Genomic DNA, 17,241 nt, shown 5'->3' with positions numbered 1-17,241 from the left:
AAAAAATCCCAATGTGGCTTTCGTCAGCTCAGAGCTGACGAAAGCCACATTGGCGTGCTGAAACCTGACCAATGCCGCATTGGGATTTTTTTCAGCGGGGCGGGGGCTAGTTGAAGCGCTCTCGGGCGGCCAGTTCGCCCCAGTACTCGCGCAGGTCGGTGAAGAGTTCGGCGAGTTCTTCGACGTTGCCGGAGCGCAGGGCTTCGAGGATGCCGTGTACCTCGTCGGCCGTTGTGTCCGTCTCGAGGATGGGGTCGGCGATCATCTGGACGATGCCGCCGTAGTCGAGCTCGACGGCGGACTTGGCGCTGAAGCTGTCGAGCCAGCGGCTGGTGTCGGCGAGGATACGGGCCGGGCCGGAGTCGCCGAGGGTGTTCTCGACCAGCGAATGCGCTTCGGTGACGCGGGCACGGGCCTCGGCCATCGTGGTGCGCCATGACAGCTCGCGCGAGGGGTCGTGGCGGCCGGTGCCGAGGGTGAGGCGGCGCTCGTCCGGCTCGATCAGCGCGAACCAGGGGAGCGGGACCGTCCAGGTCGTCGACAGCACGTGGACCACCGGGCGGTGTGAGCTGCTCAGCGCGGCCTTCGCGCGGCTGCGGACGCGGTCGGCGGTCAGGCCGCCCGCGTCGAGGACGGAGTTCATCAGCGCGGGGTGCGCGTCGGACATGAAGCTGACGAGCGCCGCGGCCGATCGGGCGCGCAGTTCGAGCGGGCAGACGAGCGGTTCCGAGCCGAGACCCGACGGCACCTCGGCTTCGTCGAGTACGAGCACGTCGGTGGTCGTACTGGGTGCCGCGCGGCCATCGGCGAGCTCGGCGGGGAGCAGGCGACTCGGCGAAGTGATTTGTGATCTAAGCCACATCGACTGTTCGCGCTCACCAGCCGCCGATCGGCTCAGCTGTGCCGCCTCCACCGCTTGGACCAGCAGGTTGTCGGGCGGATCGCCGAACGCGGACAGCGGTTCGTACACCCTGAGGTAGGACACGAACGGTCGCAGCACCTGTGAATCGTGGCACGCCCACCTGCGACGATCCGCACCGACCGGCCGGTGGAGGGCGAATCGCCACTGAGGTGTCATGTCCGGCACAGGAAGCCACGTCGCATCGCACCCCCGGGACACGGTATGTTGTCCGCAGGAAATAGTTGTCGAGAGATGCGGGGCCGCCGATTTCCCCCGGCCGCCCCGCCCCTGTGCGAGGGGGTCGAGCCATGGGGCGCGGCCGGGCTAAGGCTAAGCAGACGAAGGTGGCTAGGGAGCTCAAGTACAGCTCCCATGAGACCGACTTCGACGCTTTGCAGCGCGAGCTGTCCAGTAGTTCCTCGGATGACCACCACGAGGACAAACAAGACGGCGAGGACGACCCGTACTCAGACGACGGGTACGACGACTACCGTCGTTGACCACGTTGAACACGCGAGGGCAGGCTCAGGCCGACCCTCGCGTGTCTCGTGCTGTCCGTCTTCGCCGTCCATACATCTAGGGAGTGGACTGTGGCAGACATCCAACGGGTAGGCGTCATCGGCGCGGGCCTGATGGGCTCGGGTATCGCCGAGGTGCACGCCAAGGCCGGGCTGGATGTGACCGTCACCGAGGTGAGCCAGCCGGCGCTCGACGCCGGGCGTGCCCGCATCGAGAAGTCGCTCCAGCGCGGCGTCAAGAACGGCAAGGTGTCCGCTGAGGACGCCGAGGCCGCGCTCGGCAGGCTGCGTTTCACCACCGAGCTGGAGTCGTTCGCCGATCGTGACCTGGTGATCGAGGCCATCCTCGAGCAGGAGCAGGCCAAGGTCGACGTCTTCCGCCAGCTCGACAAGATCGTCGAGCGTGAGGACGCGGTGTTCGCCTCGAACACCTCGTCCATCCCGATCATGAAGCTCGGCATGGCCACCGGCCGCCCGCAGCAGGTGGTCGGCATCCACTTTTTCAACCCGGTGCCGGTGCTGCCTCTGGTCGAGCTGGTGCCGTCGCTGCTCACCGGCGAGGACACCATCAAGCGGGCCGAGGGCCACGCGACGGATGTGCTCGGCAAGACGGTGATCCGGTCGCAGGACCGGGCCGGGTTCATCGTGAACTCGCTGCTCGTGCCGTACCTGCTGTCGGCGATCCGGATGATCGAGTCCGGCTTCGCGTCGGCCGAGGACATCGACCGCGGCATGGAGCTCGGCACCGCGCACCCGATGGGCCCGCTGCGGCTGTCCGACCTCATCGGCCTCGACACCGTCAAGGCCATCGCGGACTCGATGTACGCGGAGTTCAAGGAGCCGCTGTACTCGTCGCCGCCGTTGCTGCTGCGCATGGTCGACGCCGGACTGCTCGGCAAGAAGACCGGCCGCGGCTTCTACCAGTACGCCTAGGCACTCGTGAGTGTTCCCGACGGTTCTGACCGTCGGAAAGTCAAAGGTGGCGTGCTCCGGGCCCGCTGGTGAAGGCCTCCTTCACCCAGCTATGCGTGGTGAACTAGGCCCTCATCCGGCGGTGCCCGGGCGGCGCGCCACAGTTGCCCTTCCGCTCAATAACCGTCGGGAACACTCACGACCCGCTCAAAGTCAGCGGACGGACTCGGGCACGGTGTCGAGCGCGTGGACCATCTTGACCGCGAGTTCGCGGGAAGCCTTGTCGTTGAGCTTGGTGTTCGTGCTGACGAGTTCCTGTACCAAGGCGACGCGTTTGTCGTAGCGTGATACGTACGGGGCGGTGGCGGTCATGATTTTTCCTTGCCTGTAGGGGTTTTCGGGAGGCCGGTGCAGACACAGCCGCGTTGGAAGCCGCCAGCCGTGGTGGCCAGGCAGAAGCGCTTGGCGATCACGTCGTGGAAGCGGGCTTCGTGAGTACAGGCCGGACAGGTGTCCGAGACCGCTGGTGCTTCGGGGGTCATCATGAGCGAAACCGTTCTGGCTCGGTTGAAACGGCCCAGCAACGGTTTCCCACACCCGGCTTGGGTGAGCAGAATGAAAGGCACGATGGCCGCAGGACACCGCGGTAACTCCGCGATCTACTGTCCAGGGTGTCACCCGGACAGGCAGAACGCAAACGCCGTCACCTGGTTGTTGCGGGTGTACAGTCAAGGTGCACCGTCGCACCGCTGCCCCACCGGTCACTTTGACCGCCGAGCTGCCTGAGCTGTCGTGAACCCGCGACTGAGCCCGAGGCGCCCACCAGGGAGTACGTCGACGGCGTCCGGCTACCGAACTGCCGGCTTTCCTTGCGGTGCCGGCAGTTCGGGTTGGCCCTAAGCCTTCCTAAGCCGAGAGTCCCCAGGAATTCAGCAGTCCGAAGAGCTGCTCGCGTTCGTCTCCGGTCAGCAGCCTGCTCGGCGGGCGGACATCGGGGCGGCACAGTCCGAGATGTGCGAGCGCGTCCTTGACGACGCTGACATTGTTCGCGTTTCCGTTGGCAGCACGCATTTCCTCGAAGCGGCGGATCTTCTCCCACACGGTCATGGCCGCCGGGTAGTCGCCGGAGGACAGCGAGCGGAGCATGCTCAGCGAGATCTCCGGGTCGACGTTGACCAGTCCCGAGGTGAAGCCGGTCGCGCCGGCCGCGAAATACCCTGGCGCGTAAAGCTCGGCGAGCCCCGCCACCCAGACGAAGCGGTCGAAGCCCGCGTCGCGCGCGACCGAGGCGAAGCGGACCACGTCGGGGACCGCGTATTTGACGCCGATGACGTTCGGCGCCACCTCGCCGAGCCTGGCGAGCTGGGTGCCGGTCGTCGCCGGGTTGCGGACGTAGAGCACGACGCCGAGATCGGGGACCGCGGCGGCGATCGCGCGGTGGTACTCGACCCAGCCGTCGGCCGAGACGTACGGGTGCACCGGCTGGTGGATCATGATCATGTCGGCGCCGCGGGACGCCGCGTGCTGGGCGGCGCGCACCGCCGTGGTCACGTCGTGGCCGACGCCCGCGAGCACGGACGCCCTGCCGTCGACCGCCTTGACCGTGATCTCCAGGCAGTTGCGGGCTTCCTGCTCGTCGAGCGCGTAGAACTCGCCGGTGTTGCCGTTGGGCGTGATCACCTCGATGCCGGCGGCGACCAGGCGCTCCACCAGCTTGGCGTAGGTCTCCGGTTCGACGGCCCCTTGGTCGTCGAACGGGGTCACCGGGATGGCCACCACGCCGGAAAGCCGCCTGATCTGCTCTGCGAAGCTCATCGCACTCCCTTGTTGTCACGAGCCCGCTCGCCCGGAAGCTCGAAGGCGACCCGGTCGATGAAATCCGTTATGTGCTTGCGAAGCAGGTGCTCGGCCTGCTTCGCGTTCCCTTGCTCGGCGGCGTTCAGGATCGCGAGGTGTTCGGCGGCCTCGCCCTTCCAAGTGGGACTGATGCCCCAGCCGGTGACCGTGATCAAAGCGGCCTGGTCGCGTAGGCCGTCGAGGATCTCGACCATCAGCGGGTTTCCGCACTCGGAGTACAGCGCGCGGTGGAACAGCCGGTTGGTCTGGCTGGCGTGCGCGCGGCCGGTCGCGTCGGTGCCGGGGGCGACCGACGCGAGCACGCGGCGCGCCTCGCTGAAATCGGCGCCGCCTTCGACCGCACGGCGCACGGCTTCCGGCTCCAGCATGGCGCGCAGGTCGTACACGGCGTACGCGACCTCGGCGTCGATGACGCGTACGGAGGCCCCCTTGTAGGTGCTCATCGTGACCAAACCGGAACCGGCCAGCAGGCGCAGCGCCTCGCGCACCGGAGTCTTCGACACTCCGAGTTGCGCGCCGATCTCGCTTTCCACCAGTGTCTCGCCGGGGGCGAGCTCGCCGCTCAAGATCGATTCCCTGATGTTCTCGCGGACGAAGTCGGTGCGGGAGATCGGCGGAGAAGCCCTCCGGAACGAAGAAGTTCTCGCCACTGGCATGTCCGATCTGATATACGATGCGACATACAACATTACCATGAACAAGGGAGTGGCCATGCAACGTCGCAGTGGCTCGCGGATCCGGACTGCGCTGGTGGCGATAGGGCTGGTCGCGGGCCTAACGGCGGCTTGTGGCGCTCCCGGCGGGGACACGCCTCAGGCGGCCGACTCGAAGGCGGTACCCGAAAAACCGAGCAAGCCGGTCGAGCTCAACATCCTCGACATCGCGGGCAATCTGCAGCTCACCAAGCAGATGATCGAGAACTTCAAGACCGCGCACCCCGACATCATCAGCAAGGTCAACTACACGACCGCGCCCGCGCCGCAGATGGCGGGCAAGCTCAAGGCCGAGCAGGACGGCGGCGTCGCGCAGACGCACCTCGTGCTCAGCGGCACCGACGGGCTGTCCGCCGGTATCTCGAACAACGTCCTCGCCAAGGTCTTGCCGGACTTCGAGAGCCGGTTCCCGAACCTGATGCAGAACTACCAGGAGCCCGCCGCCAAGATGCAGGAGCTGGCCGACGGCTACGGCATCGAGGTCGTCTACTACCCGTCCGGCCCGCTGCTGGAGTTCAACCCGGCCGCCGTGCCGACGTCGCCTGCCTCGCCGGACGAGCTGCTGGCCTGGGCGAAGGCGCATCCGGAGAAGTTCCAGTACGCGAACCCGGCCAACTCCGGGCCGGGCCGCACCTTCCTGATGGGCCTGCCTTACCTGCTCGGTGACAAGGACCCGAAGGACCCCGAGGCCGGCTGGGACAAGACCTGGGCGTTCCTGCAGGAACTGGGCAAGTACGTCAAGTATTACCCGTCCGGCACCACCGAGGTGATGAAGAACCTCGCGTCCGGTTCGGTGGACATGGTCATGTCGACCACCGGCTGGGACATCAACCCGCGCAAGCTCGGCACCGTGCCGAACACCGTCAAGACCGGTGTCATGCAGCCGATGACCTGGGTGACCGACGCGCAGTACGCGCTGATCCCCAAGGGCCTTTCGCCCGACCAGACCTCGGCGATCCTCGCGCTGGTCAAGTGGATGCTGCAGCCGGACCAGCAGGCGATCGCGTTCGACGACGGCTACTTCTACCCAGGCCCGGCCGTCAAGGACGTCAAGATCGAGATGGCGCCGCAGAAGAGCCAGGACACCATCAAGCAGTTCGGGCGTCCCGAGTACGAAGAGTGGATCGCGAAGTACCCGAAGCAGCCTTCGCTGCCTGCGTCGCAGCAGGTCAAGGCCTTCGACAAGTGGAACAAGCTCGTCGGTGCCGGCAAGGGCGGAAAGTGACTTCTGATGTCCGATAAGGGTTTCTCCGAACTCCGGCTCGAAGGCGTGAGCCGCAGCTTCGGCTCGGCCAACGCGCTGAAGGGTCTCGACCTGACCATCTCCGGCCAGGAGTTCGTCGCCCTGCTCGGGCCCTCCGGGTGCGGCAAGTCGACGGCGCTGAACTGCCTCGCCGGGCTGATGCCGCTGACCGGCGGCAGCATCTGGATCGACGACAAGCGCATCGACGGGCTGCCGCCGGAGCAGCGCGGGTTCGGGATGGTGTTCCAGAACTACGCGTTGTTCCCGCATATGTCGGTGCGCTCGAACATCGCGTTCGGGCTCAAGATGCACAAGGTCGCCAAGGCCGACATCAACCGCCGCGTCGACGAGGCGCTGCGGCTGGTGCAGCTCACCGACCACGCGTCGAAGTTCCCCGGTCAGCTCTCCGGCGGCCAGCAGCAGCGGGTCGCGATCGCGCGCGCGGTGGTGCTGGAGCCGCCGGTGGTGCTGATGGACGAGCCACTGTCCAATTTGGACGCCAAGCTGCGGCTGGAGATGCGGATGGAGATCCGCCGTCTGCACCAGACGCTGGGGCTGACCACGGTGTACGTGACGCACGACCAGGAGGAGGCCTTGTCGCTCGCCGACCGGCTGGTCGTGCTTCGCGACGGCGAGGTGCAGCAGATCGGCACGCCGGAGGAGGTGTACGCGCAGCCGGTGAACGGTTATGTCGCCTCGTTCATGGGTTACCGCAACATGCTCTCGCTGGAGATCACCAGCGCGAGCGGGTCCGGTGTGGTGGTCGAGGGCAACGGGGTGCGGTTGTCGGGGACCAGCCGCGACGGCCTGGCCAGGGGGCAGGCCGTCGCGGCCATCCGGCCCGAGGACTTCGTGGTCGGTGACGTCGAGGCGAACAGCATCGACGTCACGGTCGAGATCGTCGAGTACCACGGACGCGAGCTTTCGGTGTCCGCGCGGCTGCCCGGCGGGGAGCCGGTGTACTTCCGCACGGACAAGCGGCTCACGCCGGGTGACTCGGCGAAGATCAGCGTGCCCGCCGAGCGGGTGCTGGTGTTCGAGCCGTGACGGCCGTGGCTGTGGCAGCGAAACCATCGCTGCGGCATCGGCTCGCGGAGCGCGGGATCGACCGCGTGCTCCTGCTGCTCGTGCCAGGCGTGGTCTTCGCGGTGGCGTTGTTCCTCTATCCGTTCCTCTACGGGCTGCAGCTCTCCTTCACGCCGAAGAAGGGCGGCCCGTTCTCGAACTACGCCGAGTTCTTCCGCGATCCGTACCTGCGGAACACGATGTGGACGACGTTGTGGATCGCGCTGCCGGCGACGTTGATCAACGTGCTCGCGAGCATCCCGATCGCGTACGTCATGCGCGGCAAGATGCGCGGAAAGCGCACGCTGACCACCATCCTGGTCGTGCCGATCACGCTCGGCACGGTGCTCACCGCGCAGGGCCTGATCACCTACACCGGGCCCGCGGGCTGGCTGAACAAGGTGCTCTCGTCGCTCGGGATCAGCGACGAGCCGTTGCCGCTGATCCACAACTACACCGGCGTGCTGCTGTCGCTGGTGATCACCGGTTTCCCGTTCGCGTTCCTGCTCACGCTGTCCTACCTGTCCGGCATCGACCCGACGCTGGAGCGCGCGGCGGCGACGCTCGGCGCGAGCTGGGGGCAGCGGTTCCGCAAGATCACCATGCCGCTGCTCGCGCCGGGGCTGGCGATCACCTTCTGCCTTTCGTTCGTGATGGCCTTCTCGGTGTTCCCGTCGGCGAACCTCGTCGGCGACCCGTCCGGCACGACACGGGTGATCTCGATCGCCGCGTACCACGCGGCTTTCGAGGAGTACAACTTCTCGATGGGCTCGACCATCGCGATGATCATGGCGGTGATCATGCTGCTGGTCATCGGCCTGGTGATGATCTGGCGGACCACCCTGTACCGCGGCGCGACCGGAGGCAAGGGATGACGACGTCGGTATCGCCGAAGCGTGGTTGGGTCGCGCGTCCTGGACGTTGGGTCGTCTGGGCCATCGTGGCGTTCTTCTTCGTCAACCTGATCGGCCTCGTGCTGTCGGTGGTGATCGACTCGTTCGGCACCAGGTGGTTCGGCACCTGGCTGCCGGAGGGGTTCACCACGCACTGGTACGGCGACGCGTGGCGCGAGTTCGGGCTCTCCCAGGTGCTGTTCACGACGGGCACGGTCGCCATCTCGGTGATCGCGATCTCGGTGCTGGTCGGCGTGCCCGCGGCGTACGCGCTGGCGAGGCGGTCGTTCCCCGGCAAGCAGCTGGTGATGCTGCTGTTCGTGCTGCCGATCCTGATCCCGCCGATCACCTACGGCATCCCGCTGGCGACCGTGCTCTACAAGTTCCACATCGCGGGCACGATGACCGGGGTGGTACTGGCGAACCTGGTCCCGTCGATCCCGTTCGTGGTGCTGACCATGACCCCGTTCATCGAGCAGATCGACCCGAAGATCGAAGCGGCCGCGCGGATGAGCGGTGCTCGCACGCTTTCGGTGTTCACGCGGATTCTGGGGCCGTTGCTGCTGCCGGGGATCTTGGCGGCGGCGATCCTCGTGCTGGTCCGCACGGTCGGCATGTTCGAGCTGACCTTCCTCGTCGCCGGGCCGGATTCGACCACGCTGGTCGTCGCCTTGTACAACTCCGTGTTCGGCGCCGGCATCAGGGCGAACCAGCAAGTCGACGCGATGGCGACGATCTACACGGCGTCGATGCTGGTGCTGCTGCTGATCGCGTTGCGATTCGTCAACCCGACGCAGCTGGTCACGCGGGTGCGCGAGGAAATCTAGGTCTTTGCCCCCGCCGAGATCGTCAAGTCACGGACGCCTTGTGCCGATGTCACTAGAGCTGAAAGGTCAGATGACAAAAGCTGTCTCGTGATCGGGAGGTACAAGGTGGGGGTCCCCAGTTCGGTGGTTCCGTCGGGCGCGCATCTGTGGGCGCAGACCGGGGCCGGGGTGACAGTGCATGAACTTTCCAGCGGTGCCACGGTGTCCGGGCCGGTCCAGCTCGCGCACCGGCCGGTCGGCGGGGCAGGCAATCTGGCCGTTTCGGCGGACGGCAAGCGGGTCTTCGCGCTCGGGCTGGACGGGGTCGTCGCCGAGCTGGACACCACGACGCTCGCGGAGTCGAAAGCCGGTGACACCAAACAGCCTTCCGGCGGGCTGGCGGTCAACGCGACCGGTTCGCTGGTCGCCGTGCTGCACACGACGAGGCAGACGGTCAGCCTGCTCGACACCGAGACCAAGGCCGTCGCGGACATCGCGGGCGTGCTCAACCCGACCAGCGCGGTGTTCAGCCCGGATGGCGGCAGGCTTTACGTGCTGTGTTCCGGGGTCAGCCGGATCGTCGCGATCGACACCGCCGAATGCGCGGTCGTCGCGCAGGTGACCTTCGGCAGGGGCGGCAACCTGCTGCACCTCAGCCACGCGCTGGCGATCGCGCCGGATGGCGGGCGGCTGTTCGTCACCGGCAACATCACCACCGAGTCCGGGCACGCGGACTTCCTGGTGCCGGTGGACGCCGAGAAGCTCACCGCCATCGACTACCTCGAGTACCACGGCGACGGCGCGATCGCGCTGGCCGTCGGCGCGGACGGGCGGTTCGTGCACTCGCTCGACCGGCGCGGCAAGGTCGTGGTGTTCGACACCGAGGCGGGCAAGCATGCGGCCACCCTCGACCTGACCGGCGAGTTCACCGCGGGTACGACCGACCCTGGCCGTACCCGGTTCTACCTGTCACACGCAGGCCACGGAACCGTCCAGGCCGTGGATCTGACCGATGCGACCTTGGCGCCGTCGTTGACCATCGACGGCAGCGCCGCGCAGGCCGTGGTGGTCGTCAGCTGAGTCACGACCCCAAGAACTCTTCGAGTGTGCGGACGACGAAGGCGTGGTCTTCGGCCTGTGGGAGGCCGGAGACGCCCACGGTGCCGACCATGCCGACGTCTTCGACGATCACCGGGAAGACGCCGCCGTGCGCGGCGTAGAGGTCCTGGTCGAGCCGGGAGTCCGCCTCGAAGGTCTTGCCTCGGGAGCGGAAAGAGGTGCCGACGTGGAAGGAGCTGTGGCCGTATCGGTCGACCACCCGGCTCTTGCGGTCGAGCCACGCGTCGTTGTCCGCGGACGTGCCGGGCAGCGCCGCGTGGAAGAGGCGCTGCTGCCCGCGGCGGACGGAGATCGTCACGGGCAGGCTCGCCGCCCGTGCGGCGGCGAGCAGGTGAACGCCCAGGTCGATGGCGGTGTCGTTGTCGAACCGCCGGAAGCGCAGACGCTCTTCTTGCGCGGTCAGTTCGGCCAGTAGCTCAGCGGTCATGGGCTCATTAAATCAACGGTGTTGTGTAATTCCAAGCCGCTGATCAGACGAACTGCGACACCGACAGCGTGTTCCCGAACGGATCCTTGAACCAGGCGACGCGATCGCCGCCTGGCGTGGTCCAGATGCCGTGCGAGCTCTGGTCGAGGCCGTCGACGAACAGGAAGCCGATTCCTTGCGCTTTGAGAGTGTCGACCGCTTCGTCGATGTCGTCGACCTGCCAGCCCAGCACGGTGAACGGCTGCGGGGTGAACGCGTCGACCTTGGTGGCGCGGATCATCGTTGTGCCACAACGTAAAACCAGGGCGAACGGGTTCTCGTCCTCGACGTCGAAGCCAAGGGTTCCGGCGTAGAATTCACGCGCCTTCGGGAGGTCTGTCACAGGTACGAACCCGATCGGCCGGGTGGAGTTCAGCATCGCTTCACCTCGCTGGAGCAAGTTACTACGTTGCATGCCCCGCGCCGCGTCGAGCGAAACAGGGGAGGCTCACATCGAGAATGGGAAACCAAGCCGTACCGATTAAATCACGGCGAGTAACAAATCGTTTCCCCTGAGCGAGTACCCTGTAGATCGTTCGAGGGGGTGACACTCGCGTGCGCAGACGGCCGGATTCCGATTTCGACCATGCCGAACTGCCCAAGGCTCACCGGATCCGGTGGTGGGTCGCGGCGGTGCTGGCCGGGTCGATCGCGGCCGGGTTCACCGTGGTGCCCTACCTCGACGTGTTCCAGAACTCGACCTTCGTGAAGAACACGAAGGTCCCCACGCTCATCAGCTGGGCTGTACTGCAGACCGCGATCGTGGTCATCTCGGCGGTACTGACGCTCTATTACATCGGAAAAGCCCGGCTCGAAACCGCCGCGTACCGCGCGAACCAGATCGACATCAAGGTCTTCGTCGACGAACGGCCGACGGGCAGTCACGACCGCGAGGTCGACTCGGCCGTCGAGCTGACCGCGGCGTTCAAGCGCATCCTGAACGAGTCGCGGCTGTACGACCCGACGCCGGTGCCGGGCGTCGGCGGGTCGTACGACTTCATCCAGATCGTCGAGAACGCCGGTGAATCCGCGGATGGCTGGTGGAAGGTCGCCACGAAGCTCATCAAGCTCGTGCAGCCGCCCGCCGCGTTCCAGATCAGCGGCACAGTCCGGCCCGGCAACGTGAACGGCCGCTATCAGCTGATCCTCGAACTCGTGCGCATGCCGCGCTTCGCCGCCAGCCCGCTGGTGATCGAGGATGACAACTGGCCGCGGGTGCTGCATCAGGCCGCGAATGCGGTGGCAGCGCTGGTCATCCCGCGCAGCGCATACGTACGCAAGAACATCCACTGGGCGGCTTGGCGCAACGCGAAGATCCCGTGGGAACTGTTCGACGCCTACCAGCGGTCCAACTACTTCGTCGAGCACAACCGGTACGACGAGGCGCTCGCCGAGTACTACCGCGCGCTCACCCTCGACCCGTCGAACGTCTACATCAGACTTGAGATCGCGTCGCTGCAGGAACAACTCGACCTGCACCTGGACGCGCTGGCGACCTACGACGACGTGATCACCATCTGCAGCCGCGGCCGCCCGAAGCTCGCGCGCTGGTGGATCGGCCGCGACTTCGAGCGGCAGCCACGCCGCATGGCCAAGCATCAGGAGGTCGCGCTGCTGCTCGCCAGGTACCGGCACGCGCTGGTGCTCGGGCACGGCGACTCGATCGCCAGCTCGTGGTGGGTGCGCAAACCGCGGCGTGGCGCGGATTCCAGGTACGACGCGCGGATCAGCCAGCGCGCGGAACTGCGCGCCGCGCTGCGGCTCCGGTTCGAGCGCTATGTCGAGCTGGACATCCGGACCTGTCCACAATGGATCTCCCGATCAGAAAGACTGGCGCGGCACAACAGGTTGCTGCGTGCACCGATCAGCGAACTCGTGGTGCCGACCGCGACCAGGGGCGAGAAGAAGCTGTACGACGACCGCGCGGCCGAGCTGCGGTCGTACCTGTGCGCGTTGTCGCAGTACGAGATCGAGCGGCTGATCGCGGACTACCACAATTTCTGGCGTCGATACCGGCACAGCTGGTCGCTGCTGACCAACCGCGCGCTGCGCCTCTGTCTCGCCTGGGTCGTGCTGCGGCGTGCGATGGCCGACGTCGAGCCGCTCACCGGCGCGGTGCCGAGGCCTCGGCCGGTCTATCCGGAGCCGAAGCCGAAACTGATGCCGCCCAACGTTTTCCCGGCCGGAACCTGGCCGCCGGATCCCAAGGCGCTGACCAAGGTCGTCCAGGGTTCGGGGCACCGGAGTTCCTGGGCCGAGTGCTACAACGCGGCCAGCGTCTACGCGGTGGCGTTGATGAAGGTCGGCCCGCGCGGGCAGGCGGACATGCGACGCAAGGCGCTCAACCCGCATCTGGCGGGCAGCGCGCGGGATCAGGTCGCGCGCAGTGCCGTGCGGGAGCTGTATCACGCGGCGACCGTGAGCCACAGTGGACGGTTGGCCGGGCGCCGGTCTTGGGTGATGGACGAGGATCCGGACCTCGTTTCGTTGCGCGGGCACGAATTGTTCCGCGTGTTCGAGATGGTCACCTTCGCGCCGGATCGGCCGGCGCCGCTGCGCCCGCATCGCGCGCACGTCTGGCAGCAGGCGAGTTACCTGCGGCAGCTGGTCTTCGACATCGCGAGCTGCCGGGCACACTTCTGGCATGCCAAGGCGCGCGACACCGGGCCCGTGCCGGACGACCGGACCATCGACGAGTGGCGCGCGATCGACAGTGACGTCTGGCGGCAGCTGCGCGACCTGGCCGTCAGCAGGCAGGACTGGTACACGCGGTTCCAGGCCATCTGTGCGTACCGGCGGTGGTCGGTCGAGTCGGGTTACCCCGGCAAGGTCGCCGGGTTCCCGTCGTACACCGAGGACCTGCTGGCGTTGCAGCATCGAGGTTTTCACGGCGTCCCGGCGGAGAAGCCCATCAACAGCAACAAGATCGCGCCCGAGTACATCATGGGCTGCGACAGCAGGCTCGACCAGCTGGTCGCCGCGGTGAAGTCCCTGGACAACATGCCGCTGCCCGAGGACTTCTGCCGCCGCGCCGACTACTGGCGTGCGCTGGCCGCGTGGTTCGACGACCGGGTGGCGGACGGGACGTCCGCCGAAACCCGGCGCCTGAACTTCCTAGAGATCAGCGGCTAGCCGGACACCCTGGTTGATCGCGCGCTTGGCGTCGAGCTCGGCCGCCACGTCCGCGCCGCCGATCAGGTGCACGGTGAGCCCGGCGGCGCGCAGCTCGTCGGCGAGTTCACGCTGCGGTTCCTGGCCGGCGCAGATCACGACCGTGTCCACGTCGAGCACGCGCGACTTCTCGTCGGCGGTGATGTGCAGGCCGTCGTCGTCGATCTTGTCGTAGCGCACGCCCTTGATCTGCTCGACGCGCTTGGCCTTCAACGCCGCGCGGTGCACCCAGCCGCTGGTCTTGCCGAGCCCAGCGCCGATGCCGGAAGTCTTGCGCTGCAACAGGAAGACCTGACGCGGCGACGGCTCCGGCTTCGGCTTGGTCAGCCCGGCGATGGCGGTCTCGGGATCGGTGACGCCCCACTCGGCCATCCAGGAGTCGAGGTCGAGCGCCGGGGAGTCCTTGTGCGTCAAGAACTCGCTGACGTCGACGCCGATTCCGCCCGCGCCGATGACCGCGACCTTGTCGCCGACCGGCTTGCCGTGTTTGACGACGTCCACATAGGACAGGACCTTGGCGTGGTCGACGCCGGGGATCGACGGCATCCTCGGGGTGACACCGGTGGCGAGCACGACCTCGTCGAAACCGGCATCGACCAGATCGGCCGCGGTGACGCGGGTGTTGAGGTGAAGCTTGACCCCGGAAACCTCGATTTGCCTTGCGTAGTAACGGATCGTCTCGGCGAACTCTTCCTTACCGGGGATCTTGCGCGCGATGCCGAACTGTCCGCCGATCTCGCTGTCCGCCTCGAACAGCTCGACGTCATGACCACGCGCGCCGAGACTCGTCGCGGCGGCGAGCCCGGCGGGCCCGGCGCCGACGACGGCCACTCGCTTGACGCGGCGGGTCGGCGTCAGCTTCAGCAGGGTTTCGTGGCCCGCGCGGGGATTCACCAGGCAGGACACGGTCTTCTTCTTGAACGCGTGGTCGAGGCAGGCCTGGTTGCAGGCGATGCAGGTGTTGATCTCGTCCTCGCGGCCGCTCTCGGCCTTGAGTATCCACTCCGGGTCGGCGAGGAACGGCCGTGCCATCGAGACCAGGTCCGCGTTGCCGCTGGTCAGCGCCTCTTCGGCGACCTCGGGCATGTTGATCCGGTTCGAGGTGACCACGGGGATGCCGACATGCGGCTTCAGCTTGCCGGTGACCCAGGTGAACGCGGCGCGCGGCACCGAGGTGACGATCGTCGGCACCCTGGCCTCGTGCCAGCCGATGCCGGTGTTGATGATCGTCGCGCCCGCGGCCTCGACTTCCTTCGCGAGCGCGACGACGTCTTCCCAGCTCTGGCCGCCTTCGACGAGGTCGAGCATGCTGAGCCGGTAGATGATGATGAAGTCGGGGCCGACCTGCTCGCGGGTGCGGCGGACGATCTCGACGGCGATCCGGCGGCGCTTCTCGGGCGTTCCGCCCCAGTCATCGGTGCGCTTGTTGGTGCGTTCGGCGAGGAACTGGTTGATGAAGTAGCCCTCGGAGCCCATGATCTCGACGCCGTCGTACCCGGCTTCCTTGGCGAGCGCCGCGCAGTTCGCGAACGCGCGGATCTGCTGCCGCACACCGTATCCGGTCAGCGCACGGGGTTTGAACGGGTTGATCGGCGCCTTGATGCTCGACGCGGACACGCTCAACGGGTTGTACGCGTAGCGTCCCGCGTGCAGGATCTGCAGCGCGATCTTGCCGCCAGCCTCGTGCACCGGATCGGTGAGTTGCCTGTGCGCCTTGGCTTCCGCCTTCGTGCTGAGCTTCGAGGCGAACGGCAGCAACCAGCCGGTGCGGTTCGGCGCGAAGCCGCCGGTGATGATCAGCCCGACACCACCGCGTGCGCGTTCGGCGTAGTACTCGGCGAGGCGCGGGAAGTCCTTTTCCTTGTCTTCGAGGCCGGTGTGCATCGAGCCCATGATGACTCGGTTGCGAAGGCTGGTGAAGCCGAGGTCGAGTGGCGACAGCAGGTTCGGGTACTGGCTCATGAGATGCCCTTCCGGAGCGCTTCGAGAACTTCTTCCAGCCACTCGACGAGCCCTTGTTCGGTCCGGATTCCCCCGCGCAGCACCAAATACTGATGCAATGACTGTCCACTGAGGTCGGCAGGCGCCGGGAAATCGCGTTTCTCGAACTGGCGGTAGACGTCGAGCTGCTCGGCATGCTTGTCGCGGTGGCGCGCGACTTCTTCGGCGACCGCGGCGACGTCGCCGAGCGCGGCGCCGCGGACCTTGACGGCGAGTTCGCGAGGACCGGCGGCCGGATCCGGCTCGGCCAGCCAGCGCTTGATGATCTCGCGACCGTCGTCGCTGACGGTATAGACCTTCTTGTCGGGTTTCCCCGACTGCTCGACGTGGTCGACGACGATCCAGCCCGCCAGCTCCATGCGCTTGAGCACGCGGTAGATCTGCTGGTGGGTGGCACTCCACCAGAGCCCGATCGACTTCTCGAACCGGCGCGTCAGCTCATAGCCCGAGCCGGACCGCTCGGCCAGCGACACCAGTATCGCGTGCTCCAACGCCATGGTCCGAGTCTGATATGCAACTAGTTGCACTGCAACGAGACGCCTATCACTGAATCGTTCATAATAGTTGTATGCACGAAGTACTTCGGCTGCTCGCTTCCCGGATGGAGTCCGGCAGCTCCCCAGGTCAGCGCGCGGATTCGGCCAGGGTGGCGCTGGCCATCGAAGGGGGCAGCAGCCGTGGCACCTACTCCAGCGGCATGGTCCTGGCACTCGAAGAACTCGGCCTGCTGCCCGCGTTCGACGCCGTCTACGGCTCATCGGCAGGCGCGCTGAACGGCGCCTGGCTGCTCTGCGGCCGCTCCGTGACCGGCGTCCGCTCGTGGTGGAACCCCGACGTGATGCGCCGCATCATGAACCCGCTGCACCCGCTGCGCGGCCGGTCGGTCATCGACCTGGACTACCTGGTCCACCAGGTCTACTCGCACCTGGAGCCGATGGACTTCCCGGCGATCCTGGCCAACCCGGTCGAGTTCCACCCGCTGGCGACCGACGCCGACACCGGCGAGTCCACCGACCTGCACGGCTACGTGGTCGACGTCGACACGGTCAAGCTCGCACTGGCCGCGACCTCCTGCATGCCGGTTCTCGCCGGCCCGCCGATCGCGTTGGGCGGCCGCCACTTCGTCGACGCGGGCGTCGCGGAACCCATCCCGTTCCGCACGGCGCTCTCCCAAGGCGCGACCCACGTCCTGGTCCTGCGCACCCGCCGCGCCGACGAACTCCCGCTGCCCCCACCCCGCGTCCAAGACGTCGTGGTCCCGCGCTTCCTCCGCCGCTACGCCCCCGGAACCCTGGACGCCTGGCGCACCCAGCACGCCCGCGACATCGCGGACGCCCAAATGCTCACCTCAGACCCCCGCCTGCTCTCAATCCGCCCCCCGCTCAACTCGCCGAACATCGGCTCGATCGAACGGGACCCCTCCGTACTGCGGCGGGCCGTCGACCTGGGTCGCTCCGCGGTCATGACCACCCTGGCGCCCCTGGTCGCCGCCTCCTGACCTCGGGAAAAAAATCCCAATGTGGCTTTGGTCAGCTCTGGAACCCCCAATGTGGCGTTCGTCAGCTCAGAGCTGACG

General features: G+C 67.0%; 18 protein-coding genes. 9 read left to right on the top strand and 9 right to left on the bottom strand.

Features of this window, described 5'->3' with window-relative positions; all coding sequences use genetic code 11:
• Nucleotides 1-106: 106 nt before the first annotated feature.
• Nucleotides 107-1,000: a hypothetical protein gene (locus tag ACFV15_RS44300; protein WP_378359003.1), complete on the bottom strand. Its 894-nt coding sequence runs from the start codon at nucleotides 998-1,000 to the stop codon at nucleotides 107-109.
• A 209-nt stretch (nucleotides 1,001-1,209) separates the two neighbouring features.
• On the opposite strand from ACFV15_RS44300, the gene ACFV15_RS44295 reads away from it, so the two are divergent.
• On the top strand, nucleotides 1,210-1,401 hold the full coding sequence (locus ACFV15_RS44295) for a DUF3073 domain-containing protein (RefSeq protein WP_378359001.1): 192 nt from the start codon (nucleotides 1,210-1,212) through the stop codon (nucleotides 1,399-1,401).
• 90 nt (nucleotides 1,402-1,491) lie between these two features.
• Complete coding sequence (locus ACFV15_RS44290) at nucleotides 1,492-2,352, top strand: 3-hydroxybutyryl-CoA dehydrogenase (RefSeq protein WP_378358999.1); 861 nt, start codon at nucleotides 1,492-1,494, stop codon at nucleotides 2,350-2,352.
• Nucleotides 2,353-2,544: 192 nt separating this feature from the next.
• Here the strand turns inward: ACFV15_RS44290 and ACFV15_RS44285 are convergent, their stop codons facing one another.
• From ACFV15_RS44285 to ACFV15_RS44270, 4 genes are all read right to left on the bottom strand, one after another.
• Nucleotides 2,545-2,703: a DUF6307 family protein gene (locus tag ACFV15_RS44285; protein WP_378358997.1), complete on the bottom strand. Its 159-nt coding sequence runs from the start codon at nucleotides 2,701-2,703 to the stop codon at nucleotides 2,545-2,547.
• Nucleotides 2,700-2,876 (bottom strand): RGCVC family protein, encoded by a 177-nt coding sequence (locus ACFV15_RS44280; RefSeq protein ID WP_378358995.1) that lies wholly within the window; start codon nucleotides 2,874-2,876, stop codon nucleotides 2,700-2,702. The genes ACFV15_RS44285 and ACFV15_RS44280 overlap by 4 nt, the downstream gene beginning before the upstream one ends.
• 361 nt (nucleotides 2,877-3,237) lie before the next feature.
• Nucleotides 3,238-4,146, bottom strand: a complete 909-nt coding sequence (locus tag ACFV15_RS44275) for a dihydrodipicolinate synthase family protein (protein WP_378358994.1) — start codon at nucleotides 4,144-4,146, stop codon at nucleotides 3,238-3,240.
• Nucleotides 4,143-4,844, bottom strand: a complete 702-nt coding sequence (locus ACFV15_RS44270) for a GntR family transcriptional regulator (RefSeq protein ID WP_378358993.1) — start codon at nucleotides 4,842-4,844, stop codon at nucleotides 4,143-4,145. Before ACFV15_RS44270 ends, ACFV15_RS44275 begins: the two co-directional genes overlap by 4 nt.
• 55 nt (nucleotides 4,845-4,899) lie before the next feature.
• Here ACFV15_RS44270 and ACFV15_RS44265 point away from each other — a divergent pair, with 55 nt between their 5' ends.
• From ACFV15_RS44265 to ACFV15_RS44245, 5 genes are all read left to right on the top strand, one after another.
• On the top strand, nucleotides 4,900-6,126 hold the full coding sequence (locus ACFV15_RS44265) for an extracellular solute-binding protein (RefSeq protein ID WP_378358991.1): 1,227 nt from the start codon (nucleotides 4,900-4,902) through the stop codon (nucleotides 6,124-6,126).
• Nucleotides 6,127-6,132: 6 nt separating this feature from the next.
• Nucleotides 6,133-7,191, top strand: a complete 1,059-nt coding sequence (locus ACFV15_RS44260) for an ABC transporter ATP-binding protein (protein WP_378358989.1) — start codon at nucleotides 6,133-6,135, stop codon at nucleotides 7,189-7,191.
• Nucleotides 7,188-8,084 (top strand): ABC transporter permease, encoded by an 897-nt coding sequence (locus ACFV15_RS44255; protein ID WP_378358987.1) that lies wholly within the window; start codon nucleotides 7,188-7,190, stop codon nucleotides 8,082-8,084. The genes ACFV15_RS44260 and ACFV15_RS44255 overlap by 4 nt, the downstream gene beginning before the upstream one ends.
• Nucleotides 8,081-8,929 carry an ABC transporter permease gene (locus ACFV15_RS44250; RefSeq protein ID WP_378358985.1) on the top strand — a complete coding sequence of 283 codons (849 nt, stop codon included), beginning with the start codon at nucleotides 8,081-8,083 and terminating at the stop codon, nucleotides 8,927-8,929. The genes ACFV15_RS44255 and ACFV15_RS44250 overlap by 4 nt, the downstream gene beginning before the upstream one ends.
• Before the next feature lie 105 nt (nucleotides 8,930-9,034).
• Nucleotides 9,035-9,988, top strand: a complete 954-nt coding sequence (locus tag ACFV15_RS44245) for a hypothetical protein (protein WP_378358984.1) — start codon at nucleotides 9,035-9,037, stop codon at nucleotides 9,986-9,988.
• Between the two features lies 1 nt (nucleotide 9,989).
• Here the strand turns inward: ACFV15_RS44245 and ACFV15_RS44240 are convergent, their stop codons facing one another.
• Both ACFV15_RS44240 and ACFV15_RS44235 read right to left on the bottom strand, forming a co-directional pair.
• Nucleotides 9,990-10,454 carry a heme-degrading domain-containing protein gene (locus ACFV15_RS44240; protein ID WP_378358982.1) on the bottom strand — a complete coding sequence of 155 codons (465 nt, stop codon included), beginning with the start codon at nucleotides 10,452-10,454 and terminating at the stop codon, nucleotides 9,990-9,992.
• 43 nt (nucleotides 10,455-10,497) lie between these two features.
• On the bottom strand, nucleotides 10,498-10,872 hold the full coding sequence (locus ACFV15_RS44235; RefSeq protein WP_378358981.1) for a VOC family protein: 375 nt from the start codon (nucleotides 10,870-10,872) through the stop codon (nucleotides 10,498-10,500).
• A gap of 176 nt (nucleotides 10,873-11,048) precedes the next feature.
• On the opposite strand from ACFV15_RS44235, the gene ACFV15_RS44230 reads away from it, so the two are divergent.
• A complete protein-coding gene (locus ACFV15_RS44230; protein ID WP_378358980.1) occupies nucleotides 11,049-13,625 on the top strand; it encodes a hypothetical protein in 2,577 nt (858 codons plus the stop codon).
• Here the strand turns inward: ACFV15_RS44230 and ACFV15_RS44225 are convergent.
• Both ACFV15_RS44225 and ACFV15_RS44220 read right to left on the bottom strand, forming a co-directional pair.
• Entirely contained in the window at nucleotides 13,608-15,626 is a 2,019-nt protein-coding gene (locus ACFV15_RS44225) for an FAD-dependent oxidoreductase (RefSeq protein ID WP_378358978.1), read from the bottom strand. The two genes, ACFV15_RS44230 and ACFV15_RS44225, sit on opposite strands and share 18 nt — an antisense overlap.
• On the bottom strand, nucleotides 15,623-16,162 hold the full coding sequence (locus ACFV15_RS44220) for a PadR family transcriptional regulator (RefSeq protein WP_378358976.1): 540 nt from the start codon (nucleotides 16,160-16,162) through the stop codon (nucleotides 15,623-15,625). Before ACFV15_RS44220 ends, ACFV15_RS44225 begins: the two co-directional genes overlap by 4 nt.
• Nucleotides 16,163-16,233: 71 nt before the next feature.
• On the opposite strand from ACFV15_RS44220, the gene ACFV15_RS44215 reads away from it, so the two are divergent.
• Nucleotides 16,234-17,163 carry a patatin family protein gene (locus ACFV15_RS44215; protein WP_378358974.1) on the top strand — a complete coding sequence of 310 codons (930 nt, stop codon included), beginning with the start codon at nucleotides 16,234-16,236 and terminating at the stop codon, nucleotides 17,161-17,163.
• Nucleotides 17,164-17,241 lie beyond the last annotated feature (78 nt).

The organism is Amycolatopsis sp. NPDC059657, assembly GCF_042734395.1.
GTDB lineage: Bacteria > Actinomycetota > Actinomycetes > Mycobacteriales > Pseudonocardiaceae > Amycolatopsis.
This window is presented reverse-complemented; position numbering and strand designations above follow the sequence as displayed.